We start from the raw sequence: 23,967 nt of genomic DNA, 5'->3' as shown, positions 1-23,967 counted from the left end.
TGTGGACACCTGCGGTACCTCTCCGAGTGAACCGAGCGGCTTCCGGTCCCTGGGTTCGGCCGCAGCGTGACTCCGGCCGATGATGCCGTGCAGCAGTGAGCGACGTTTCACGTGAAACACGATGCCCAGCCACGGCGACCGGGTCCTCGCGACACTCCGACCCGCCCGGCTTTGGCAGCTTGTGTGGAGTACGCCGCCCAAACACGGGAGGACGCCGCCCGAACACGACAGATGGGGTGTGCCCGGGGCTCTCCGTCCCGGGGCACACCCCATCTCCAGCGATCTGACTCAGCGGCGCCTGCGCGTCCGCCCCGTCCGCGCCGCCTTGGCGCGCTTGGCGGCGAAGCGGACACCGCCCGGGCTCTCACCGACCTCGACCCGCACGACGGTCGACAGCGGGTCCACGACGCCCTCGCCCACCTGGAGGACGGAGGTCGAGACCGCACCGAGCTTGGCGAGCGCGGTGGACGCCGCCTTCAGCTCCTCCTCGGCGGTGTCCCCCTTCAGCGCCAGCATCTCGCCGTACGGGCGCAGCAGCGGGATGCCCCAGGCGGCCAGGCGGTCCAGCGGGGCCACGGCGCGCGCCGTCACCACATGCACCGGCGGCACCTTCCCCAGCATCTCCTCGGCCCGTCCGCGCACCACGGTCACATGGTCCAGGCCCAGCAGCTCGACGACCTCGGTGAGGAACGTGGTGCGCCGCAGGAGCGGCTCCAGCAGGGTGATGTTGAGGTCGTCCCGCACCAGGGCCAGCGGAATGCCGGGCAGACCCGCGCCCGAACCGACGTCGCAGACCGTCACCCCCTCGGGAACGGCCTCGGAGAGCACCGCGCAGTTCAGCAGATGACGCTCCCAGAGCCGGGGCACTTCCCGGGGACCGATCAGACCGCGCTGCACACCTGCCTCGGCCAGCAGCTCCGCGTACCGCACCGCGTCGTCGAAGCGATCGCCAAATACTTCCCGCGCCTGTTCGGGCGCGGGGGGAAGCTCCGCTGCCTCCGTCACGGGGACCGTCCTTCCGTACAGCGCCGACGCATCCCGCGCCGGCCACCAGAACTACAGGCTGACAAAGTTCGGCCCCGTCTGCGCCTCAGACGCAACAGACGGGGCCGGTGGAACAGGGGCCGATCAGGCGGGCAGTACGACGACGAACCGCTGGGGCTCCTCGCCCTCGGACTCGCTGCGCAGTCCCGCGCCCTTGATCGCGTCGTGCACGACCTTGCGCTCGAAGGGGGTCATGGGCTTGAGCTTCATGGGCTCGCCCGAGCTCTTGACCTCGGCGGCCGCCTTCGCGCCCAGCTCGGCCAGCTCGGCGCGCTTCTTGGCCCGGTAGCCCGCGATGTCGAGCATCAGACGGCTGCGGTCGCCGGTCTCCCGGTGCACGGCCAGGCGCGTCAGCTCCTGCAGCGCCTCCAGCACCTCCCCGTCCCGGCCGACCAGCTTCTGGAGGTCGCGGCCACCGGCATCGCTGATGATCGAAACCGAGGCGCGGTCGGCCTCGACGTCCATGTCGATGTCGCCGTCGAGGTCGGCGATGTCGAGCAGACCCTCCAGGTAGTCCGCGGCGATCTCACCCTCCTGCTCAAGGCGGGTCAGGGTGTCTGCACCCTCGGCAGCGGCGGAGGTGGTGGTGCCTTCCGTCACGGGATGGGCTCCTTCTTACTTCTTGGACGGGGACTTGGGCCGCTGCGGACCACCCTTGCTCTGCCCGGACTGGGCCTTGCTGCGGGTGCCGGAACCGGACTTCTGGGGCTGCTTGGCAGCGGCGGGCCTGGCGTCGTCCTGAGGCTCGTCGGACGGAGGCTCGTCGGACTTCTCCAGCGAGGTGGTCGCGGTGGCGCCACCCGGCTGCTTGGTGGTGCCCTGGTGACGCTGGGCCTTGCTCTGCCGCTTGGGCTGCTGGCGCCGGGGGGTGGCCGCGGCGGTGGTCGCCGTACCGTCCTCGGTCTGGGCCACGGCCTGGGTGTCGCTCTTGACCACGGAGCCGTCGGCCTGGGCGGCCAGACCTGCCTTGCTCAGCGCGTTGATGAACTTCCGCTCGGCCTCGTTGCGGTCGCGGCCCTTGGCGACGATCGCCTTGACGATCGTGCGCTCGCTGCGCCGGCGGACCTTGCCGTGGTGCGTGACGTGCTTGGTCAGACGCTCCAGGTACGACGCCTGAGCCTTGGAGCCCGGGTTCGGGTTGTTGCGGATGACGTACATCTGCTGGCCCATGGTCCACACGTTGGTGGTCAGCCAGTAGACGAGGACACCGACCGGGAAGTTGATGCCGAAGACGGCGAACATGACCGGGAAGACGTACATCAGCATCTTCTGCTGCTGCATGAACGGCGTCTTCACCGTGGTGTCGACGTTCTTGGTCATGAGCTGGCGCTGCGTGTAGAACTGCGACGCCGACATCAGGACGATCATGATCGCGGTGACGACACGCACGTCGGTGACCGAGGCGTGCATCGCCGCGATGGTGTCGGCGCTGTCCTTGAACTTCGCGGCGAGCGGGGCGCCGAAGATGTGCGCCTTGCGGGCGCTCTCCAGCAGCGAGGTGTTGATGACACCGATGGTCTTGCCCGACGCGATGCCGTTGAGCACGTGGTAGAGGGCGAAGAAGAAGGGAGACTGCGCCAGGATGGGAAGGCACGAGGAGAGCGGGTTGGTGCCCGACTCCTTGTACAGCTTCATCATCTCTTCGGACTGACGCTGCTTGTCGTTCTTGTAGCGCTCCTGGATCTTCTTCATCTCAGGCTGGAGCGTCTGCATCGCGCGCGTCGCCTTGATCTGCTTCACGAAGAGCGGGATCAGGCAGATGCGGATCAGAATCACCAGGGACACGATGGACAGGCCCCAGGCCCAGCCCGTGTCAGGACCGAAGATCGTCCCGTACACCGTGTGGAACTGGACGATGACCCAGGAGACGGGTGTCGTGATGAAGCTGAAGAAGCTGGCAATCGTGTCCACTAATCATGCTCCTTGGGCATGGGACGAGGTCTCTGCGGCCGGGCTCGAAGGAGGCTCGGATAGCTTCGCCTCGGTGGCCGTTTCGGCGGCGGAGGTTCCGCCCCTGCGTGCGCTCCAGGCGCCGCGCAGCATTTCGTGCCACCGCGGACGCTTGCGCGGGGGGACATGGTCCACACCACCCAGCGACCACGGATTGCACCGGAGGATGCGCCAGGCGGTCAGGGCCGTTCCCTTGATCGCACCATGCCGGTCGATGGCCGTGTAGCCGTAATGAGAGCACGACGGGTAGTACTTGCACACCGGCCCGAGCAGTGGACTGATCGTCCACTGGTACAACTTGATCAGGGCCAGCAGTGGGTACTTCATCGCGCGCCCCCTCCCAGCAGCCGCTCCAGGGCGGCGTCCAGGTCTCGGGCCAGCAGTGCGTGGTCAGCGTCTCCCGATCCGGGCAACGCTCGTACGACTACCAGGCTACCGGGGGGAAACAGGGCAACTCGGTCACGCATCAGGTGACGAAGTCTGCGCTTCACTTTGTTGCGCACGACCGCGCCACCCACAGCTTTGCTCACGACGAAACCCGCACGCGTCGGGGGAGCGCTCTCCCCAGGCGCGTGCGGGTCCGTGGCACCGCTACGAAAGTGGACGACGAGGGTCGGGCGGCCTGCCCGGCGCCCTCGTCGTACCGCGGTCGCGAAGTCCTCGCGCCGCCTCAGCCGGTGGTCGGTGGGCAGCACGACGTCACGACCTGGTCAGGATCAGGCGGACAGGGCGGCGCGACCCTTGCTGCGGCGGTTCGCCAGAATCGCGCGGCCGGCACGGGTGCGCATCCGCAGGCGGAAGCCGTGGGTCTTCGCGCGACGACGGTTGTTCGGCTGGAAGGTGCGCTTGCTCACTCGGGGGCTCCAGAAAGAATCGGTAGTTGGCGGGGTGCCGTCCTGGCTGTCACCGTGCGCCCACGAGTAGCTCGCGTCACGCCCGTGTGCACCGCTTCCCGATCACCTGTAGCGATCTGTGCCCATCGGAGGCAGGCGGCAGCAGCCATCGACAACTCGACCTGGTTACGGTACGCGCGGCTACGCCATCCGGTCAAACCGGCGCCCACCGAGGGACACTGTCCACAGGCTGGGGACAACAACTTGAACCCTACCCGCCACGCTGACTACCGTGGCTGGACTCCGATTCGTTCCCTTATCCCCGCCCGAGCGGGATTGCCCGGCCCATCCACCCGATTTTCATCCCGACCCATCCCACAACCACACGTTCGTGGGATCTGCGAGAGAGCGTGCCCTGTGGCTGACGTACCTGCCGATCTTGCCGCAGTGTGGCCACGCGTACTGGAGCAACTCCTCGGCGAGGGTCCGGGACAGCGTGTGGACGCCAAGGACGAGCACTGGCTCCGGCGCTGCCAGCCTCTCGCCCTGGTCGCGGACACCGCCCTGCTCGCCGTGCCGAACGAATTCGCCAAGCGCGCCTTCGAGGACCGCCTCGCCCCCGTCGTCAGCGAGACCCTCAGCCGGGAGTGCGGGCGCCCCATCCGAACCGCGATCACCGTCGACGACTCCGCGAGCAGCAGGCCCGCGCCCGCCGCGCCCAAGCCGCAGCCCCCGCACGAGAGCGCGGACCGGCCCCGCTACGAGGAGCCGGAGCTGCCCTCCGCCCCGTACGAGGGCTACGGCCGCCACCGCGCCGACGACCAGCAGCTCCCCGACGAGGGACCTGCCTCCCGCGCCGAGCGCCCGCCCACCGAGCTGCCCACCGTCCGCCCCGCCTACCCGGCCGAGTACCAGCGCCCCGAGCCGGGCGCCTGGCCGCGCACCGGGCAGGACGACTACGGCTGGCAGCAGCCCCGCCTCGGCTTCCCCGAGCGCGACCCCTACGCCTCGCCGTCCTCGCAGGACTCCTACGGCGGCTCCGGGCGCGACACCTACGGCACCTCGCCCGAGTACCGCGCGAGCCGCGAGCGCCCCGGTTACGAGCAGCGCTCCGACTACGAGACGTCCCGCACCGAGTACGACCAGCGCGACCCGGTCCGCCGCGAGCTTCCCGACACCCCGTCAGGCGGCGGCGCCCACCGGGGCGGACCCTCGCTGCCCGCCGCCGGGACCGGCCGCGGCGGCTCGTCCGGCGGCTCCTCGACGCCCCCGGCCGGCGGACCCGGCGAGCCGACCGCGCGGCTCAACCCGAAGTACCTCTTCGACACGTTCGTCATCGGCGCGTCCAACCGCTTCGCGCACGCGGCCGCGGTGGCCGTCGCCGAGGCACCGGCCAAGGCGTACAACCCCCTCTTCATCTATGGGGAGTCGGGTCTCGGCAAGACGCACCTGCTGCACGCGATCGGGCACTACGCGCGCAGCCTCTACCCGGGCACGCGCGTGCGCTACGTCAGCTCGGAGGAGTTCACCAACGAGTTCATCAACTCCATCCGCGACGGCAAGGGCGACAGCTTCCGCAAGCGCTACCGCGAGATGGACATCCTGCTCGTGGACGACATCCAGTTCCTCGCGGACAAGGAGTCGACGCAGGAGGAGTTCTTCCACACCTTCAACACGCTCCACAACGCCAACAAGCAGATCGTGCTGTCCTCCGACCGGCCGCCCAAGCAGCTCGTCACGCTGGAGGACCGGCTGCGCAACCGCTTCGAGTGGGGTCTGATCACCGACGTCCAGCCGCCCGAGCTGGAGACCCGGATCGCGATCCTGCGCAAGAAGGCGGTCCAGGAGCAGCTCAACGCCCCGCCGGAGGTGCTGGAGTTCATCGCCTCCCGCATCTCGCGGAACATCCGCGAGCTGGAGGGCGCGCTGATCCGGGTGACGGCGTTCGCGTCGCTCAACCGGCAGCCGGTCGACCTCGGGCTCACGGAGATCGTCCTCAAGGACCTGATCCCCGGCGGCGAGGACAGCGCGCCCGAGATCACGGCGACGGACATCATGGCGGCCACCGCCGACTACTTCGGGCTGACCGTGGACGATCTGTGCGGCACCTCGCGCGGTCGCGCGCTGGTCACCGCCCGGCAGATCGCCATGTACCTGTGCCGCGAGCTGACCGACCTCTCGCTGCCGAAGATCGGCGCGCAGTTCGGCGGCCGCGACCACACGACCGTCATGCACGCCGACCGCAAGATCCGCGCGCTGATGGCCGAGCGGCGCTCGATCTACAACCAGGTGACCGAGCTGACCAACCGCATCAAGAACGGCTGAGTACGGCCGTGCGGCGGCTTCGTGCCGCGTCGGCCGTGTGAGCGCCCCTGGGGGATCCCGGGGGCGCTTTCCTGTGCCCACCGGGTCGGTGACCCAGGCTGAGGCGCGAGCACCCGGTGCGCGCCCGCCGCACTCAGCACCGGCTGCCCGCCGCACGTCACCCACAGCCCTGTGGAACGCCCCCGCACGAGCGTCCGCGACGCGGTCCGAGGCGCCCGGACCCCCATCCGGCTCCCTCCTGGAGCCTCGACCGACCCCTTCGCGAGCCCTCGCGACCCCCTCGCGCCCCCTCCGACCGCACCCCGACCCGGCGCCCCACCACCCCCGGGTGTTCGATTAGCCCCCGGGTTACGGCCTTCCTCCACAGATTCGGCGACTTTTTTCCGTCCACACCATGGGGACGGCGAAGTTGTCCCAAGCTGTGTCCACAGGGCAGCGGGGTCAGGCGCGTCCGTGCAGCTCAGGGGGCTGTGGATTCGTGGACGAAGGATCTCCACAGGGTGTGGAAAACGTCCCCGCCCCCAGGGTGTGGAAAAGGTTGTCCACCGAGAACCCACAGGCTGGGGGCGGTTTTCCCCAGCGATCGGACCCTTCTCCACATGGCTGTCCACTGTTCGGCAACCCGCAAGCCCCGATCGCCGCATCGAGTGAAAGCCGTCACACGAAGCTGCCGGGTTGGGCTGTGGGAAACGTGGGTAAACCTGGGGACGCACCTGGGGAGAACTCGGCCCTCCCTGGGGACGGTGTGTGCAGAACTTTCTGTTCTCCACAGAACCCCTGAGTTATCCACGGGCTCCATGCACAGGGCCGGTGGATAAAATTGTGGCCCTGAGCTGGGCAAACGAGGTTATCCACGGTATCCACAGGCCCTACTACTACTCCCAACTAGAGAGAGCCTGGAAACCGTTTTGAAGCGGGGGCTGTGCACAACTCGCCCTCGGTGGCCCGACCGCCCCTCGGTCCGACTTGACCCCGACCGGCACCTGATGTCAGCGCGGTGCGTCAGACTGGTCCCCGGTGTCCTTCCCCTCGTGATGGGCGGCGACGCCGAGTCGGAGGACTCAGAAGCAACAGCAGGAGGCGGCTTACGGTGAAGATCCGGGTGGAACGCGACGTACTCGCGGAGGCAGTGGCGTGGGCGGCACGCAGCCTCCCGGCCCGTCCGCCGGCGCCTGTCCTCGCCGGGCTGCTGCTCAAGGCCGAGGACGGCCAGCTCAGCCTGTCGAGCTTCGACTACGAGGTCTCCGCCCGGGTCGGCGTCGAGGCCGAGGTCGAGGAGGAGGGCACGGTCCTCGTCTCCGGCCGCCTGCTGGCCGACATCTGCCGTGCGCTGCCCAACCGCCCCGTGGAGATCTCCACCGACGGTGTGCGGGCGACCGTGGTCTGCGGCTCCTCGCGCTTCACGCTCCACACCCTGCCGGTGGAGGAGTACCCGGCGCTGCCGCAGATGCCGACCGCCACCGGCACCGTCCCCGGCGAGGTCTTCGCGGCCGCCGCGTCCCAGGTGGCCATCGCCGCCGGGCGTGACGACACGCTGCCCGTCCTCACCGGTGTGCGCATCGAGATCGAGGGCGACACCGTGACCCTCGCCTCCACCGACCGCTACCGCTTCGCCGTCCGCGAGTTCCTGTGGAAGCCGGAGAACCCGGACGCCTCCGCGGTCGCCCTGGTGCCCGCCAAGACGCTCCTGGACACCGCCAAGTCCCTCGGCGCCGGTGACAGCGTCACGCTGGCGCTGTCCGGCTCCGGCGCGGGCGAGGGGCTCATCGGCTTCGAGGGCGCGGGGCGTCGTACGACCACGCGTCTCCTCGAGGGCGACCTGCCGAAGTACCGGACGCTCTTTCCGACCGAGTTCAACTCCGTCGCGGTGATCGAGACGGCGCCGTTCGTCGAGGCGGTCAAGCGTGTGGCGCTGGTGGCCGAGCGGAACACGCCGGTGCGGCTGAGCTTCGAGCAGGGTGTGCTGACGCTCGAGGCGGGCTCCAGTGACGACGCACAGGCTGTGGAGCGGGTCGAGGCGGCGCTGGAGGGTGACGACATCTCGATCGCCTTCAACCCGACGTTCCTGCTGGACGGGTTGAGCGCGATCGACTCGCCGGTGGCGCAGTTGTCGTTCACGACGTCGACCAAGCCGGCGCTGCTGAGCGGGAAGCCCGCGGTGGATGCCGAGGCTGATGGGGCGTACAAGTACCTGATCATGCCGGTGCGGTTGAGCGGCTGAGGTTCTCCACAGGTGTGGACAGTGCCGGGTGCCTTCTGTGGGTGCCCGGCACTGTCGCTCTGCGGCGGTTCGGCGGGGTGGGGACGCTCACGGCGCTGGGCGCGGACACCGGCGTGGGTGGGAACGTATGAGCGCCTATGCCCACAGTTGTGCAGGTCAGGGCGGGGATAGGCTCTGGGGTCGGGCACGTTGGTGTCCCCTCTGCCACACAGCGAATTAAGGAACCAACTGATGGAGCTCGGTCTCGTCGGTCTCGGCAAGATGGGCGGCAACATGCGCGAGCGCATCCGCCGCGCCGGCCACACCGTCATCGGATACGACCGCAACGCCGACATCGCGGATGTCCACAGCCTGGAAGAGCTGGTGGGCAAGCTCAGCGGACCGCGCGTGGTGTGGGTGATGGTCCCGGCGGGCGAGGCCACCCAGGGCACGGTCGACGCGCTGGCCGAGCTGCTCGAGCCCGGTGACGTGGTCGTGGACGGCGGCAACTCCCGCTGGACGGACGACGAGAAGCACGCCGAGCAGCTCGCCGCCAAGGGCATAGGTTTCGTCGACTGCGGCGTCTCCGGCGGCGTCCACGGCCTGGCGAACGGCTACGCGCTGATGTACGGCGGCGACGCCGAGAACGTGGCCAAGGTGCAGCCGGTCTTCGACGCGCTCAAGCCCGAGGGCGACTTCGGCTCCGTGCACGCCGGAAAGGTCGGCGCGGGCCACTTCGCGAAGATGGTCCACAACGGCATCGAGTACGCCATGATGCAGGCGTACGCCGAGGGCTGGGAGCTGCTGGAGAAGGTCGACTCCGTGGAGAACGTCCGCGAGATCTTCCGCTCCTGGCAGGAGGGCACGGTCATCCGTTCCTGGCTGCTCGACCTCGCGGTCAACGCGCTGGACGACGACGAGCACCTGGAGGGCCTGCGCGGTTACGCCCAGGACTCCGGTGAGGGACGCTGGACGGTGGAGGCCGCGATCGACAACGCGGTGCCGCTGCCCGCGATCACCGCGTCGCTGTTCGCGCGGTTCGCGTCCCGCCAGGACGACTCGCCGCAGATGAAGATGATCGCCGCGCTGCGCAACCAGTTCGGCGGCCACGCCGTAGAGAAGAAGTAGTCCACAGGACACCGGACGTCAGGACGCCGGGACGCGTCCCGCGATCCACACCTTGAGGGAGGTCGGCGAACGACCATGCACGTCACGCATCTTTCGCTGGCCGACTTCCGCTCGTACGCCCGGGCCGAGGTTCCCCTCGACCCGGGCGTCACCGCTTTCGTCGGGCCCAACGGCCAGGGCAAGACCAATCTGGTCGAGGCGGTCGGCTATCTGGCCACCCTGGGCAGCCACCGCGTCTCCGCCGACGCGCCGCTGGTCCGCATGGGCGCCGACCGGGCGATCGTGCGGGCGCAAGTGCGGCAGGGCGACCGGCAGCAGCTCGTCGAGCTGGAGCTGAACCCGGGCCGCGCCAACCGGGCCCGTATCAACCGGTCCTCGCAGGTCAGACCGAGGGACGTGCTCGGGATCGTGCGGACCGTGCTGTTCGCGCCGGAGGATCTCGCGCTGATCAAGGGCGATCCCGGTGAGCGGCGCCGCTTCCTGGACGAGCTGATCACCGCGCGCTCCCCGCGCATGGCGGGCGTGCGCTCGGACTACGAGCGGGTGCTCAAGCAGCGCAACACCCTGCTGAAGACCGCCGCGCTCGCGCGCAGGCACGGCGGGCGCTCCATGGACCTCTCCACGCTCGATGTCTGGGACCAGCACCTCGCGCGCGCGGGCGCCGAGCTGCTCGCCCAGCGCCTGGACCTGATCGCCGCGCTCCAGCCGCTCGCCGACAAGGCGTACGAGCAGCTCGCCCCCGGCGGTGGCCCGCTCGCGCTGGAGTACAAGCCGTCGGCCCCGGGCGAGGCGCACACCCGCGAGGAGCTGTACGAGCAGCTCTCGGCCGCGCTGGGCGACGCCCGCAAGCAGGAGATCGAGCGCGGGGTGACCCTGGTGGGTCCGCACCGCGACGACCTGGTGCTCAAGCTCGGCCGCATGCCCGCGAAGGGGTACGCCTCGCACGGTGAGTCCTGGTCGTACGCCCTCGCGCTGCGGCTGGCCTCGTACGACCTGCTGCGCTCGGAGGGCAACGAGCCGGTGCTGGTCCTGGACGACGTCTTCGCGGAGCTGGACGCGCGCCGCCGCGAGCGGCTCGCGGAGCTGGTCGCGCCGGGCGAGCAGGTGCTGGTGACCGCCGCCGTGGACGACGACGTGCCGCACGTGCTGGCCGGCGCGCGCTACGCGGTCTCCGGTGGGACGGTTGAGCGCGTATGAGCACGGAGCGCGGATGAGTACGGATCAGCCCGCCGGGGACGGCGAGAAGCGGGCCGCCGAGCCGACCGGCGTCGACCTCGCGCGCGTGGCGTTGCGCGCGGCGAAGGAGCAGGCACGCGCGCGCGGTGACGCGGCGCGGCAGAAGAAGCAGGCGCGCCGCGGCGGACTGCGCTCCGGCGCGCGCGCGGACGGGCGCGACCCGATGGCGTTGGGCGCGGCGATCAACCGGCTGATCAACGAGCGGGGCTGGGAGGCGCCCGCGGCGGTGGGCGGGGTGATGGGCCGCTGGCCGCAGATCGTCGGCGACGATCTCGCGAAGCACTGTGTGCCGGAGCGCTACGACGAGGACGAGCGGGTGCTGTCGGTGCTGTGCGACTCGACGGCGTGGGCGACGCAGCTCCGGCTCCTTGCCCCCGCTCTGGTCGCGCGGCTGAACGAGGACCTCGGGCACGGCTCGATCCGCATGATCAAGGTGCACGGTCCGAGCGCTCCCACACGCCGTTACGGCCCTCTCAGAGCCCCTGGAAGCCGGGGTCCGGGCGACACCTACGGGTGACGTACCTCACGTCCCCGGTCCTGTGCGGAGCGTGTTCACACCGCTGCGCACCTGCGCCGATGGAGTGCGTACCCCCCTCTGGACAAGGGATGACGGCCGAAAGCTCTGAGCGCCGCTGTGAGCCCCTTGGAGCCCCCTTCCGTATATCGGGATGCCATCGAGGCCGGTTCAGGGCGGCACATGGGGACTCAGGTGCCCGCAAACCCCCATCACTGTCGGCGCTACCGGTAGACTGGAAGGCGAATCCCGCCCCACTCGTGGGGACTGTCCGGGAAAAGCTGAGCAACGCTGATCCAGGCTTACCAAACGCAACATGCCGCAGCCGCTCCGGCAACCCTCCCCCAGAGGGGGTTCCCCCGGGAGCCCGGCTCGTGCTGTGCCAGAAAGGGCGCTTCGTGGCCGATTCCGGCAACCCCAACGAGAACATCCCGTCCACCGACGCCGGCGTCAACGGCGAGGCCCCCGCCGCCTCCACCTCTTATGACGCCAGTGCCATCACCGTGCTCGAAGGGCTGGACGCGGTCCGCAAGCGACCCGGTATGTACATCGGCTCGACCGGTGAGCGCGGTCTGCACCACCTGGTGCAGGAGGTCGTCGACAACTCGGTCGACGAGGCGCTGGCCGGTTACGCGGACACCATCGACGTGACGATCCTGCCGGACGGCGGGGTCCGTGTGGTGGACAACGGCCGAGGCATCCCGGTCGGCATCGTGCCCTCCGAGGGCAAGCCGGCCGTCGAGGTCGTGCTGACCGTGCTGCACGCGGGCGGCAAGTTCGGCGGCGGCGGGTACGCCGTCTCCGGTGGTCTGCACGGCGTGGGTGTGTCCGTCGTGAACGCGCTGTCCACGAAGGTCGCCGTCGAGGTGAAGACGGACGGCCACCGCTGGACGCAGGACTACAAGATGGGCGTCCCCACCGCCCCGCTGCAGCGGAACGAGACGGTGGAGGAGACCGGCACGTCGGTCACCTTCTGGGCGGACCCGGAGATCTTCGAGACCACGGAGTACTCCTTCGAGACGCTGTCGCGGCGTTTCCAGGAGATGGCGTTCCTCAACAAGGGCCTGACGATCCGGCTCACCGACGAGCGCGCGGTGGCGAAGGCGACCAGCGGTGCCGACGAGGCGGGTGCGGACGAGAAGGACGAGGTCAAGTCCGTCACGTACCACTACGAGGGCGGCATCGTCGACTACGTGAAGTACCTCAACTCCCGCAAGGGAGAGGTGGTGCACCCCACGATCATCGACCTGGAGGCCGAGGACAAGGACAAGAGCCTGTCCCTCGAGGTCGCCATGCAGTGGAACAGCGGTTACAGCGAGGGCGTGTACTCCTTCGCGAACATCATCCACACGCATGAGGGCGGTACGCACGAGGAGGGCTTCCGCGCCGCGCTGACGTCGCTGATCAACAAGTACGCGCGCGACAAGAAGCTCCTTCGCGAGAAGGACGACAACCTCACCGGCGACGACATCCGCGAGGGTCTGACCGCGATCATCTCGGTCAAGCTGAGCGAGCCGCAGTTCGAGGGCCAGACGAAGACCAAGCTGGGCAACACGGAGGCCAAGACCTTCGTGCAGAAGGCGGTCTACGAGCACCTGAACGACTGGCTGGACCGCAACCCGGTCGAGGCCGCGGACATCATCCGCAAGGGCATCCAGGCGGCCACCGCGCGTGTCGCCGCCCGCAAGGCGCGCGACCTCACCCGTCGCAAGGGTCTGCTGGAGTCGGCGTCGCTGCCGGGCAAGCTGTCGGACTGCCAGTCCAACGACCCGGCCAAGTGCGAGATCTTCATCGTCGAGGGCGACTCCGCCGGCGGTTCGGCCAAGTCCGGCCGCAACCCGGAGTTCCAGGCGATCCTCCCGATCCGCGGCAAGATCCTCAACGTCGAGAAGGCGCGGATCGACAAGATCCTGCAGAACCAGGAGATCCAGGCGCTGATCTCCGCCTTCGGCACCGGTGTGCACGAGGACTTCGACATCGACAAGCTCCGCTATCACAAGATCATCCTGATGGCGGACGCCGACGTCGACGGCCAGCACATCAACACCCTGCTGCTGACCTTCCTGTTCCGCTTCATGCGGCCGCTGGTCGAGGCCGGGTTCGTGTACCTGTCGCGTCCCCCGCTGTACAAGATCAAGTGGGGTCGGGACGACATCGAGTACGCCTACTCCGACCGTGAGCGCGACGCGCTGATCGAGATGGGCCGCCAGCGGGGCAAGCGCATCCGCGAGGACTCCATCCAGCGCTTCAAGGGTCTCGGCGAGATGAACGCCGAGGAGCTGCGCGTGACCACCATGGACCCCGAGCACCGGGTCCTCGGCCAGGTCACCCTCGACGACGCCGCCCAGGCCGACGACCTGTTCTCGGTGCTGATGGGCGAGGACGTCGAGGCACGTCGCCAGTTCATCCAGCGCAACGCCAAGGACGTCCGCTTCCTCGACATCTGAGTCGGTCTCCGCTGACCGCACCAGGAAGGATCTTCACCAGCAATGGCCGACGAGACCCCGAACTTCACCCCTGAGCCAGTGACGCCCGAGACCGAGTCGACTCCGGCGACGCTGCGCATCGAGCCGGTCGGACTCGACGCGGAGATGCAGCGCTCGTACCTGGACTACGCGATGTCCGTCATCGTGTCCCGGGCGCTGCCCGACGTCCGGGACGGCCTCAAGCCGGTCCACCGCCGCGTGCTCTACGCCATGTACGACGGCGGCTACCGCCCCGAGCGCGGCTTCTACAAGTGCGCCCGTGTCGTCGGTGACGTCATGGGTAACTACCACCCGCACGGCGACAGCTCGATCTACGACGCCCTGGTCCGCCTCGCCCAGCCGTGGGCGATGCGGATGCCGCTCGTGGACTCCAACGGCAACTTCGGCTCCCCGGGCAACGACCCGGCCGCCGCCATGCGCTACACCGAGTGCAAGCTGGCGCCGCTGTCCATGGAGATGGTCCGCGACATCGACGAGGACACCGTCGATTTCAAGGACAACTACGACGGCCGCTCCAAGGAGCCGACCGTCCTGCCCGCCCGCTTCCCCAACCTGCTGATCAACGGTTCGGCCGGTATCGCGGTCGGCATGGCGACCAACATCCCGCCGCACAACCTGCGCGAGGTCGCCGCCGGTGCCCAGTGGCACCTGGAGAACCCGGACGCCTCGCAGGAGGAGCTGCTCGACGCCCTGATCGAGCGGATCAAGGGTCCCGACTTCCCGACCGGCGCGCTGGTCGTGGGCCGCAAGGGCATCGAGGAGGCGTACCGCACCGGTCGCGGCTCCATCACGATGCGCGCGGTGGTCGAGGTCGAGGAGATCCAGGGCCGTCAGTGCCTGGTCGTCACCGAGCTGCCGTACCAGGTGAACCCGGACAACCTCGCGCAGAAGATCGCCGACCTGGTGAAGGACGGCAAGATCGGCGGCATCGCCGACGTGCGCGACGAGACCTCCTCGCGCACCGGTCAGCGCCTGGTCATCGTCCTCAAGCGGGACGCGGTCGCCAAGGTCGTCCTGAACAACCTGTACAAGCACACGGAGCTGCAGACCAACTTCGGTGCCAACATGCTGGCGCTGGTCGACGGGGTGCCGCGCACGCTGTCCCTGGACGCGTTCATCCGCCACTGGGTGACGCACCAGATCGAGGTCATCGTCCGCCGTACGCGCTTCCGGCTGCGCAAGGCCGAGGAGCGCGCGCACATCCTGCGCGGTCTGCTGAAGGCCCTGGACGCCATCGACGAGGTCATCGCGCTCATCCGCGCCAGCGACACCGTCGAGATCGCCCGCACGGGCCTGATGGAGCTCCTGGAGATCGACGAGATCCAGGCCAACGCCATCCTCGAGATGCAGTTGCGCCGTCTGGCCGCCCTGGAGCGCCAGAAGATCGTCCAGGAGCACGACGAGCTCCAGGTGAAGATCAACGAGTACAACGCGATCCTCGCCTCCGAGTCCCTGCAGCGCCAGATCATCCACGACGAGCTGGCCGCCATCGTCGACAAGTTCGGCGACGACCGGCGCAGCAAGCTGATCCCCTACGAGGGCGACATGTCCATCGAGGACCTGATCGCCGAGGAGGACATCGTCGTCACGGTCACGCGTGGTGGTTACATCAAGCGGACCAAGACCGACGACTACCGGGCGCAGAAGCGCGGCGGCAAGGGCGTGCGGGGCGCGAAGCTGAAGGAAGACGATATCGTCGACCACTTCTTCGTCTCCACCACGCACCACTGGCTGCTGTTTTTCACCAACAAGGGCCGGGTCTACCGCGCGAAGGCGTACGAGCTGCCGGACGCCGGCCGGGACGCGCGGGGTCAGCACGTGGCGAACCTGCTGGCCTTCCAGCCGGACGAGGCGATCGCCGAGATCCTCGCGATCCGTGACTACGAGGCGGCGCCGTACCTGGTCCTGGCCACCAAGGCGGGTCTGGTGAAGAAGACCCCGCTGAAGGACTACGACTCGCCGCGCTCCGGCGGTGTCATCGCCATCAACCTGCGTGCGCAGGAGAACGGCGCGGACGACGAGCTGATCGGCGCCGAGCTGGTCTCGGCGGACGACGACCTGCTCCTCGTCAGCCGGAAGGCGCAGTCCATCAGGTTCACCGCGTCGGACGAGACACTGCGTCCGATGGGCCGTGCCACCTCGGGTGTGAAGGGCATGAGCTTCCGCGAGGGCGACGAACTGCTCTCGATGAATGTGGTGCGACCCGGTACGTTCGTGTTCACCGCGACGGACGGCGGATATGCCAAGCGCACGGCCGTCGACGAGTACCGCGTCCAGGGACGTGGCGGTCTCGGCATCAAGGCTGCCAAGATCGTCGAGGACCGTGGATCGCTCGTCGGCGCGCTGATTGTCGAGGAGACCGACGAGATCCTCGCCATCACCCTGTCCGGCGGTGTGATTCGCACGCGAGTCAGCGGAGTCAGGGAGACGGGCCGTGACACCATGGGCGTCCAACTGATCAACCTGGGCAAGCGCGATGCCGTGGTCGGCATCGCACGTAACGCCGAGGCGGGTCGCGAGGCGGAGGAGGTCGACGGCGAGGACGTCGTCGACGAGACCGAGACCGTGGTCGTGATCGAGGCCGAGGAGACGGACGAGGGTGAGGCGCCCTCGGCCGAGTAGCGCGAGGAGTGAGACGTGAGCGGAGCCACGGGCGCCGGATCGGCCGGTACCTCAACGGGTACGGAGACGGACGGCGGCGGCCGTGGCTCCGCCGCGAACGCAGGGAACGCAGGGAATGCAGGGAACGCAGGGAACGCAGGGAACACTGCGGGCAAGAAGGGGAAGGCGGGTTCGGGGGGCGCTCCGGCCGACCCGCCCACGACGAACCTCAAGCCGGTCCCGCCCGCCGAGGCGGACGGGGCCGCATCCCAGGGGGGCACTGTGACGGACACCCGCGGCGGACAGGCCGGGGCCGCGGAGGGCAAGTCCGGCGGCTCGCCGCTCCCCGGTGAGCGCGGCCCCGAGCAGCCCGCCGGTCCCTACCACCCCCCGCAGGCATACCCCGCGCAGCCGCCGGCGGACGCGATGCGCGTCGCCCGCACCGGCGCGCGTACGGCGCCGCGCACCCGCAAGGCGCGGCTGCGGGTGGCCAAGGCCGACCCGTGGTCGGTGATGAAGGTCAGCTTCCTGCTCTCCATCGCGCTGGGCATCTGCACGATCGTCGCCTCGGCGGTGCTGTGGATGGTCATGGACGCGATGGGCGTGTTCTCCACGGTGGGCGGCACGATCTCCGAGGCGACCGGGTCCAGCGAGGCGAATGGTTTCGACCTGCAGTCGTACCTCTCGCTGCCGCACGTCCTGATGTTCGCGACGATCATCTCCGTGATCGACGTCGTCCTCGCGACGGCGCTGGCCACCCTCGCCGCCTTCATCTACAACCTCTCCGCGGGCTTCGTGGGCGGCGTCGAGCTGACCCTCGCCGAGGACGAGTGACCGTCCCCCGACAACCGATTTTGGGACTGCCCCGGTCGTGCGCTAATCTTCAGGAGTCAGCGCGCGGGACATACACCGCAGAGCGCGGCGGGGCTATAGCTCAGTTGGTTAGAGCGCATCCCTGATAAGGATGAGGCCACAGGTTCAAATCCTGTTAGCCCCACATCTGCGAAGACCCCCGGTCCACTTGGGCCGGGGGTCTTCGGCTTTCCCCGGGAGCCCGTCAGTAGGATCCGGGCAGGGGGGCCCGTTGGGGTCACCGGGGGAGGTCGTGGTCGTGGTGCGGGTGAGTGGTGAGCCGCGTCGGTGGGTGGCGGGGTGGCATGTGCCGTTGAATCTCGTGGCCATGCATGTGAGTGGCGTGCTGCTGCTGATCGGGATGCATCTGCTGCCGGTCGTGTCGACGCAGACCTACGGCCAGGAGTTCGCGCTGATGCTCTGGGTGCTGATGCTTCATGTGGGCGTCCAGATTCCCGTCGGGCTGCTCGCCTCCCGGTGGGCGGCTCAAGGGCATGTGCTCGGGGCGGGGCTGGCGGCGTGGGAGGGAGCCACGGTGGCGGTCTGGGGGTTCTGGCTGCTCGTCAGCCGGGATCCGGTGGGGTGGGACTTCTGGTGGCAGAGCTGGGGCTGTCTCTGCGTTTCGCTGAGTGCCTACGTCTGGCTCTGCACCCTGCGCCGTTCCACGTTCCGGCGGTTCACCGGGTGGGTCGCGTGGCACGTCGGGACTGTTGCCGTCTGGGCTCTGCTGCGGCCGCCGCGGCGCGGTCCGCGCTGACCGGTGGTGGTGCTCACGCCGTCGCGGGCCGGGGTGCCGGTGTGCGGGGTGCGCGGTGGATCGTCCACTGGCTGGGGACGGCGAACAGGGCGGCCGAGGCCAGGAGGATGAGGGCGGCGGCGGTGAGCAGGACGGGGGTCGTGCCGGTGGTGGTGGCGGTCAGACCGACGAGGACGTAGCCGAGGGGGACGGCGAGGAGTTCGCCGAGGGAGTTGAAAGAGGTCACCCGGCCCAGGACGTCCGCGGGGAGTTCCTGCTGGAGGGCGGTGTTCCAGTAGACGATGGACAGGTCGAGGCCGATGCCGGCCAGGGCAGCCGTGGTGGCCAGCACGGCGAGGTGGGGGCCGGTCGCCAGCACCGCGAGGGGGAGGGCCATGGGGAGCCCCGTGGCCACGCACGCGATCATCAGCCGCTCGGGTTTCCAGCGCAGGGCGACGAGACCGCCGAGGACGAGACCTACGGCGAAGCTGCCCTGCACGATCCCCCAGGCCGCCGCGCCCAGGCCCGCGTGGTCCAGGACGAGGGGGCCGAGGAGCTGGTAACCGCCGAGCCACAGGGCCACGACGACCGTCCCGGACAGGGTGTACGACCAGATCCAGGGGCGCCGGGCGAACTCCCGCCAGCCGGTGCGGAAGTCGTGCAGCACGGAGGCGCCGGGGACGGTCCTCGCCGCACCGGAGAGGGTCAGGAACGCGCACAGCACCGCCGCCAGGGTGAAGCTCGCCGCGTCCCAGCCCAGGACCCACTGCGGTCCCGCCAGGGCGACCAGCGCGCCGCCCAGCGCGGGGGCGGCGATCCTCAGGACGTTGGTGGGCAGCCGGACGAGGACGTTGGCCTCCTGGAGGTGCCGGGCGTCCACGAGCTGGGGCAGCAGGCTGTTCATGGCCGGGCTCATCAGCGCGTTCGCGGCACCCGTCACGCACGCCAGCAGAGCCACCCGCGCGACGTCGGCGGTGCCCGTGGCGACCAGGACGGCGACACCGGCCTGGGAGAGGGCGGCCGCCAGGTTGCCGGTGACGATGACGCCACGGCGGGAGAACCGGTCCGCGGCGACGCCCCCGGCCAGCAGGAGCACGAGTTGCGGGAGGGTGTTGCCCGCGAGGACGGTCGCCAGCGCCGTGGGGCGGTCGTCGAAGCCGAGGACGGCGAAGGCGAGCGCCACGGGCGCCATCGCCGACCCGCTCGCGGAGATCAGCCGGGCCGCCAGCAGGAGGCGGAACGACCGGTTGCCCAGCACGGACAGGGACGCGCGGAGATCCATTCGGCGGACCCTACCCCCGCGAGGGTCAACGCCCGGATCGATCAGGCCACTTCGTGCCCGACGCAAAGACCCGACCGCTGACGACGGGGGATGCGTCAGCGGTCGGGCTATGGCCAAGGGTACAAGGTCGGAGAGGGTGGAGCGAGCCGGGGGGGTGAACAACGGGCTTGAAGATTGGGGGAGTTGGCTGATCCTGAGGGGTCAGTCCCGGCACGGCGGGTCGTAGGAGAGGCGGGGAAGGTACTCGTGCCACCTGGCCGGGGTGAGGACGTCCCGGGTGAGGGAGCAGATGTGCCGGATCGCCGCGTCGGTGTCCAGGCTCCACAGGCGGACCGTGTCGGCGCCGCTGGACACCCCGAGGACCTGGCGGCCGGGGCTGAAGGACAGGAAGTTGCCCGTCTTGGCGTACGGGCTCATGGACTGGCCGATGGGCGCGGCCGACGCCGGGTCGGTGACGTCCCACAGCCGGACCGTGTTGTCGTCTCCCCCGCTAGCCAGTGTGTGCCCGTCCGCGCTGAAGGTCAGCGAGGTGACCGCCTCGGTGTGACCGGTGAGGGTCCGGCCGACGGGTGTCGCGGCGGACGGGTCGGTGACGTTCCAGAGCCGGACCGTGTCGTCGTCGCCGCCGGAGGCGAGCGTGTGTCCGTCGGGGCTGTACGCCAGGGCGTTGACCGGACCGGAGTGGCCGGTGAGGGGACGGCCGAGCGGGACCGGGTGCGCCGGGCGGCGTACGTTCCACAGCCGGATCGTGCCGTCCGCGCTGCCGCTGGCCAGGGTGTGGCCGTGCGGGGCGAACTCCAGGCCGTTGATGTACCCCCGGTGGCCGGAGAGCGGCTTGCCGAGCGGCGCCGGATGCGCCGGGTCGGCGACGTCCCACAGGCGCAGCCGGTGCTCGTCGTAGGCGGTGGCCAGGACGCGGCTGTCGGGGCTGAAGGCCAGCGCGTCCGAGCCCATGAACCGGGTCTGCAGCCGCAGCGGACGCCCGGCGGGGACCGGGTGGGCCGGGTCGGCGACGTTCCACAGGCGGACCGAGCCGGTACCGGTGAGGACGGCGAGGGTGCGTCCGTCGGGGGAGTACGTCAGCGAGCGCTCGCCGCCGTCGGCGGGCATGAACGGGGCGGACAGCGGAACCGGGCGTCCGGGCGCCGTCACCTTCCACAGCCGGACGCGGCCGTCCCGCGCGGCCGTGGCGAGCACCTCGCCGTCCGGCCGGAACGCCCCCACCCGCCCGATCATGTCCGAGACCGGCACCGACCACAGCCGGACCTTTCCGTCGCCGCTGCCGGTGGCGAGCGTACGGCCGTCCGGGCTGAACCCGAGGGCGTACATCTCGCCGCTGCCGCCCGCCAGCGGCTCGCCCACCTGCGAGGGCGACGCCGGATCCCCGACGTTCCACAGACTGGCGGTGCTGTCCGCGCTGGCGGCGGCGAGGCGGCCGCCGTCCGGGCTGAACGCCACCGACCAGATCGGTCCGGTGTGCCCGGTCAGCGGTCCGCCCAGCGGAGCCGAACGCTTCGGGTCGGCGACGTTCCACAGCCGGATCGTGTCGTCCGCGCTGCCGCTGGCCAGGGTGCGTCCGTCGGGGCTGAAGGCGACCGAGTGCACCAGGTCCGTGTGCCCGGTGAGCACCCGGTGGATCGCCCGGGGGCGTCGGGCATCGGCCACGTCCCAGAGGCGGACCGTGTCGTCGTCGCCGCCCGAGGCGAGCGTGTGCCCGTCGGGGCTGAACGCCACGGAGCGCACCGCCGCGGTGGAGCCGCGCAGCGCGCCGAGGGCTTTCGGACGCCGCGGGTCGGCCACGTTCCACAGCCGTACGGTGTGGTCCTCGCCCGCGCTGGCGAGGGTACGGCCGTCGGGGCTGAAGGCGACCAGGTAGATCGTGCCCTTGTGGCCGGTGAGGGGGGCGCCGAGCGGGGTGGGGTGCTTCCGGTCGGTCGTGTTCCACAGGCGGATCGTGCCGTCGTCGCCCGCGCTGGCGAGGGTGTGCCCGTCCGGGCTGAACACCGCGCTGCTCACCCAGCCGGTGTGGCCGGTCAGCGGTTTGCCGAGCGGGGTGGGGTGCTTCCGGTCGGTCGTGTCCCACAGGCGGACGGTGCGGTCGTAGCTCGCGGTGGCGAGGGTGTGGCCGTCGGGGCTGAAGGTGGTGAGGTAGACGGCTCCCGTGTGGCCGGACAGCGGGGTGGCGAGCGGGGCGTTCACGATGGAGATCAGCCTGCTGTAGGCGCCGTCGTCGTCCGGGCGGAGCCGGTGGGCCACCAGGTCCAGACGCGCGGCGAGCGAGGGGTCGGTGTGCTGCACCCGGTCCGCCTCGGCCAGCACCTGCTGGAACACCGCGTCGTCCCGCTGCCGCGAGGCGATCACCGCCGAGCCCGCCGCGAGCACGGCCAGCGCCACCAGCGCCGCGACCGCGGCCCGGCTGATGATCACCGTGCGCCGACGCAGCCGCACCGAGGCGGCCAGGAACTCCTTCGCGCCCCGGGTCAGATAGGTGTCCCCCGCCGACTCGGCCCAGTCGCGGGCCTGCTCCAGACGGGAGCCCCGGTACAGCAGCGAGTTGTCCCGGTGCGAGGACTCCCAGGCCCGGCCGTCCTCCTCCAGGCGCTGGCGCAGCAGATGCTCGGTGCGGTTGTCGTCGATCCAGTGGCGCAGCCGGGGCCAGGCGTGCAGCAGCGCCTCGTGGGTGATCTCGACGGTGTCCGCGTCCAGGGTGACCAGCCGGGCGCGGACCAGCGCCTCCAGCGACTCCTCGGTCTTGCCCGGGTCGTTGGACTCCTCGGCCAGTTGGCGCCGGGTGCCGCGCCTGCGGGTGGCGTGGGTGTCCTCGCCCAGCCGGACCAGGCGCAGCAGGAGCAGCCGGGCTGCGCTGCGTGCGGCCGGGTCGAGACCGGACCAGGCGCGCTCGGCGGTGGCGGCGACGGCGCCCTGGATGCCACCGGCCGCGCGGTATCCGGCGAGGGTCAGCCGACCGCCCTTGCGGCGCTGCCAGGTGGCGAGCAGGGCGTGCGACAGCAGGGGCAGCACGCCCGCGTCGTGTGCTCCGCGCGGACCGTCGGCGGTCACCTCGCGCACGATCAGCTCGGTCAGTCCCGCCTCCAGCTCCAAGCCCACCGCCTTGGCGGGACCGGTCACCGCCTCGCGCAGCTCGGCGGTGGTCAGCGGACCGAGCACCATGTGCCGGTGCTGGAGGGCATCGGCCAGCTCCGGGTAGCCGAGGCACTCCTCGTAGAAGTCGGCGCGTATGCCGAGGACGACGAGGACGGGCGCGGCAGCGCCGGGTGCGGACGGATCTGGTGTGTACGGACCGGGCGTGCAGGCGGCGTGCAGGAAGCGCAGGAAGACACGGCGCTCGGCCTCGTCCGGGCAGAGCGTGAAGGTCTCCTCGAACTGGTCGACGATCAGGACGGGACGGGGGCGTCGTTCGGCGCGCGGAGCGGGGATGGCGGCGCCTGTTTCACGTGAAACCCCGGGCGCTGTTTCACGTGAAACGACGGAAGTGCCAGCTCCTGTTTCACGTGAAACAGAGGAGCCGTCGACCTTCGTTTCACGTGAAACGGCGAGCCCGCCCGCCGCCGCGCCCCGAGCCCACGCCAACACCGCCTCCCGGACCGCCCGAGTCAGCCGAGGCGTGTCCGCGCCGGGCGCCGACGGATCGCGTGCCGCCTTCCGCTCGGCGGCGAGTGCCTCGGCGGCGAGGGGTTCGAGGGCGGGGACGAGCTGGATCAGCTCGCCGAGCGGATCGGCGCCGGGGACCAGGTGCAGCACGGGCCCGCCGTCATTGCCCAGGGCGCCGTCCCGTACGGCCGGGACGAGACCGGCGTTGAGGAGGGAGGACTTTCCCGCACCCGAGGCACCGACCAGCATGACCAGACCGCCCGTGCGCCCGGCGGCGCGGAGCTGGCTCACCAGGGCGTCCGTACCGCGCTCGCGGCCGAAGAACCACTGCGCGTCCTCCCGCCGGTAGGGCGCGAGACCCCGGTACGGGCAGACGCTGCCCGGCACGGGCGGTGCCTGGGACGGCGGTTGCCGCTTCTCCTCCCCCGCCTGCGGCTGCGGCTTCTCGCCCACCGGATCGGCCAGCGCCGTCTCCCACAGCCGTTGCCACTGCGTCAGGTCGTACAGCCCGCCGGAGACCGGGGTGGGTCGTGTGCGCCGGGCTTCGGGGATCAGGATCTGCAGGACGGCGGCGAGGGCGGTGAACTGGGCGGGGACGTTCCTGGCCCGGCGCCAGTCGCTGATGCGCTGCGCGGAGACCCGTACCGGCCGCCCGCGTTCGTCCACGCGCTGGAGCCGGACGACGGCCTCGGACACGCTCTTGAGGGGCGGGTTGCCGGCTTCCCGGTAGAGCAGGGCGAGGCGCTCGGCCAAGGCTGTGCGTGCCCCTGAGTCGGAACCCAAGGTCCCACCCCTTACTTCCCCCGCTTCTGGACGTCCGGACCGGAAAACTCACCCTATACGGCTGACCTGCGCGAAAGCCCGGGTCTCGGGGACCGGGATCTCCTCTGTGGGCGCACCGGATGGCAGGATCACGACCTGGTAGCGGAGCTGTCACACACCGTTCGGACAGGCCAAGGGCCCGCCCGCCGGGACAGAGCCCCGGGGCGTCGAAAGTTCTCGGTCAACTTCGCCGGGACGCGCCCGGTGGGCCCGTGTCGCCCGGCTCGGAGCCCGGGTGGTGTCCGTATCTGCTCCGCACGACCTCGCGCCGGGCATGCCGATGCGGCGCGGGGCTCCCGGACCCCCGCTCGGTTCGGTACCGGTCCCCACGAGGGGAGGGACCGGT

17 protein-coding genes and 1 tRNA gene are annotated in these 23,967 nt (G+C 70.3%); 10 read left to right on the top strand and 8 right to left on the bottom strand.

What is annotated here, in order from left to right:
• Nucleotides 1–288 precede the first annotated feature (288 nt).
• The 6 genes from rsmG to rpmH form a co-directional block, all read right to left on the bottom strand.
• A complete protein-coding gene (gene rsmG / locus IF655_RS01760) occupies nucleotides 289–1,005 on the bottom strand; it encodes a 16S rRNA (guanine(527)-N(7))-methyltransferase RsmG (RefSeq protein ID WP_199581603.1) in 717 nt (238 codons plus the stop codon).
• A gap of 123 nt (nucleotides 1,006–1,128) precedes the next feature.
• The gene (locus IF655_RS01755) at nucleotides 1,129–1,644 is read right to left on the bottom strand and encodes a R3H domain-containing nucleic acid-binding protein (RefSeq protein ID WP_199581602.1); all 516 of its coding nucleotides are present in this window, start codon (nucleotides 1,642–1,644) and stop codon (nucleotides 1,129–1,131) included.
• Nucleotides 1,645–1,659: 15 nt separating this feature from the next.
• Nucleotides 1,660–2,955, bottom strand: a complete 1,296-nt coding sequence (yidC, locus tag IF655_RS01750) for a membrane protein insertase YidC (RefSeq protein WP_199581601.1) — start codon at nucleotides 2,953–2,955, stop codon at nucleotides 1,660–1,662.
• A gap of 3 nt (nucleotides 2,956–2,958) precedes the next feature.
• Complete coding sequence (gene yidD / locus IF655_RS01745) at nucleotides 2,959–3,321, bottom strand: membrane protein insertion efficiency factor YidD (protein ID WP_199581600.1); 363 nt, start codon at nucleotides 3,319–3,321, stop codon at nucleotides 2,959–2,961.
• A complete protein-coding gene (gene rnpA / locus IF655_RS01740) occupies nucleotides 3,318–3,689 on the bottom strand; it encodes a ribonuclease P protein component (protein WP_199581599.1) in 372 nt (123 codons plus the stop codon). The genes yidD and rnpA overlap by 4 nt, the downstream gene beginning before the upstream one ends.
• A 21-nt stretch (nucleotides 3,690–3,710) precedes the next feature.
• The gene (rpmH, locus tag IF655_RS01735; protein ID WP_018547628.1) at nucleotides 3,711–3,848 is read right to left on the bottom strand and encodes a 50S ribosomal protein L34; all 138 of its coding nucleotides are present in this window, start codon (nucleotides 3,846–3,848) and stop codon (nucleotides 3,711–3,713) included.
• A gap of 396 nt (nucleotides 3,849–4,244) precedes the next feature.
• Here rpmH and dnaA point away from each other — a divergent pair, with 396 nt between their 5' ends.
• The 10 genes from dnaA (at nucleotide 4,245) to IF655_RS01685 (ending at nucleotide 17,926) form a co-directional block, all read left to right on the top strand.
• Nucleotides 4,245–6,152, top strand: a complete 1,908-nt coding sequence (gene dnaA, locus IF655_RS01730; RefSeq protein ID WP_199581598.1) for a chromosomal replication initiator protein DnaA — start codon at nucleotides 4,245–4,247, stop codon at nucleotides 6,150–6,152.
• A gap of 1,090 nt (nucleotides 6,153–7,242) precedes the next feature.
• Nucleotides 7,243–8,373 (top strand): DNA polymerase III subunit beta, encoded by a 1,131-nt coding sequence (dnaN, locus tag IF655_RS01725; RefSeq protein ID WP_199581597.1) that lies wholly within the window; start codon nucleotides 7,243–7,245, stop codon nucleotides 8,371–8,373.
• Nucleotides 8,374–8,604: 231 nt separating this feature from the next.
• On the top strand, nucleotides 8,605–9,480 hold the full coding sequence (gene gnd / locus IF655_RS01720; protein WP_199581596.1) for a phosphogluconate dehydrogenase (NAD(+)-dependent, decarboxylating): 876 nt from the start codon (nucleotides 8,605–8,607) through the stop codon (nucleotides 9,478–9,480).
• Between the two features lie 75 nt (nucleotides 9,481–9,555).
• The gene (gene recF / locus IF655_RS01715) at nucleotides 9,556–10,677 is read left to right on the top strand and encodes a DNA replication/repair protein RecF (protein WP_199581595.1); all 1,122 of its coding nucleotides are present in this window, start codon (nucleotides 9,556–9,558) and stop codon (nucleotides 10,675–10,677) included.
• A 13-nt stretch (nucleotides 10,678–10,690) separates the two neighbouring features.
• Complete coding sequence (locus tag IF655_RS01710; RefSeq protein ID WP_199581594.1) at nucleotides 10,691–11,233, top strand: DUF721 domain-containing protein; 543 nt, start codon at nucleotides 10,691–10,693, stop codon at nucleotides 11,231–11,233.
• Nucleotides 11,234–11,604: 371 nt separating this feature from the next.
• On the top strand, nucleotides 11,605–13,677 hold the full coding sequence (gyrB, locus tag IF655_RS01705; protein WP_199581593.1) for a DNA topoisomerase (ATP-hydrolyzing) subunit B: 2,073 nt from the start codon (nucleotides 11,605–11,607) through the stop codon (nucleotides 13,675–13,677).
• Nucleotides 13,678–13,719: 42 nt separating this feature from the next.
• Nucleotides 13,720–16,338, top strand: coding sequence for a DNA gyrase subunit A (gyrA, locus tag IF655_RS01700; protein WP_199581592.1), 2,619 nt, complete (start codon nucleotides 13,720–13,722; stop codon nucleotides 16,336–16,338).
• Nucleotides 16,339–16,353: 15 nt separating this feature from the next.
• A complete protein-coding gene (locus tag IF655_RS01695) occupies nucleotides 16,354–17,151 on the top strand; it encodes a DUF3566 domain-containing protein (protein ID WP_199581591.1) in 798 nt (265 codons plus the stop codon).
• A gap of 89 nt (nucleotides 17,152–17,240) precedes the next feature.
• Nucleotides 17,241–17,314 (top strand) — tRNA-Ile (locus IF655_RS01690).
• 183 nt (nucleotides 17,315–17,497) lie between these two features.
• Nucleotides 17,498–17,926, top strand: coding sequence for a hypothetical protein (locus IF655_RS01685; protein ID WP_199581590.1), 429 nt, complete (start codon nucleotides 17,498–17,500; stop codon nucleotides 17,924–17,926).
• Nucleotides 17,927–17,939: 13 nt separating this feature from the next.
• Here IF655_RS01685 and IF655_RS01680 read toward each other — a convergent pair whose 3' ends face one another.
• Complete coding sequence (locus IF655_RS01680) at nucleotides 17,940–19,187, bottom strand: MFS transporter (RefSeq protein WP_199581589.1); 1,248 nt, start codon at nucleotides 19,185–19,187, stop codon at nucleotides 17,940–17,942.
• Between the two features lie 201 nt (nucleotides 19,188–19,388).
• On the bottom strand, nucleotides 19,389–23,582 hold the full coding sequence (locus IF655_RS01675) for an AAA family ATPase (protein ID WP_199581588.1): 4,194 nt from the start codon (nucleotides 23,580–23,582) through the stop codon (nucleotides 19,389–19,391).
• Nucleotides 23,583–23,967: the final 385 nt, after the last annotated feature.

It is taken from the genome of Streptomyces sp. DSM 110735 (genome assembly GCF_016482685.1).
Taxonomy (GTDB): Bacteria; Actinomycetota; Actinomycetes; order Streptomycetales; family Streptomycetaceae; genus Streptomyces.
The sequence above is the reverse complement of the archived record's forward strand: the minus strand, read 5'-3'. Positions and strand labels throughout refer to the sequence as shown.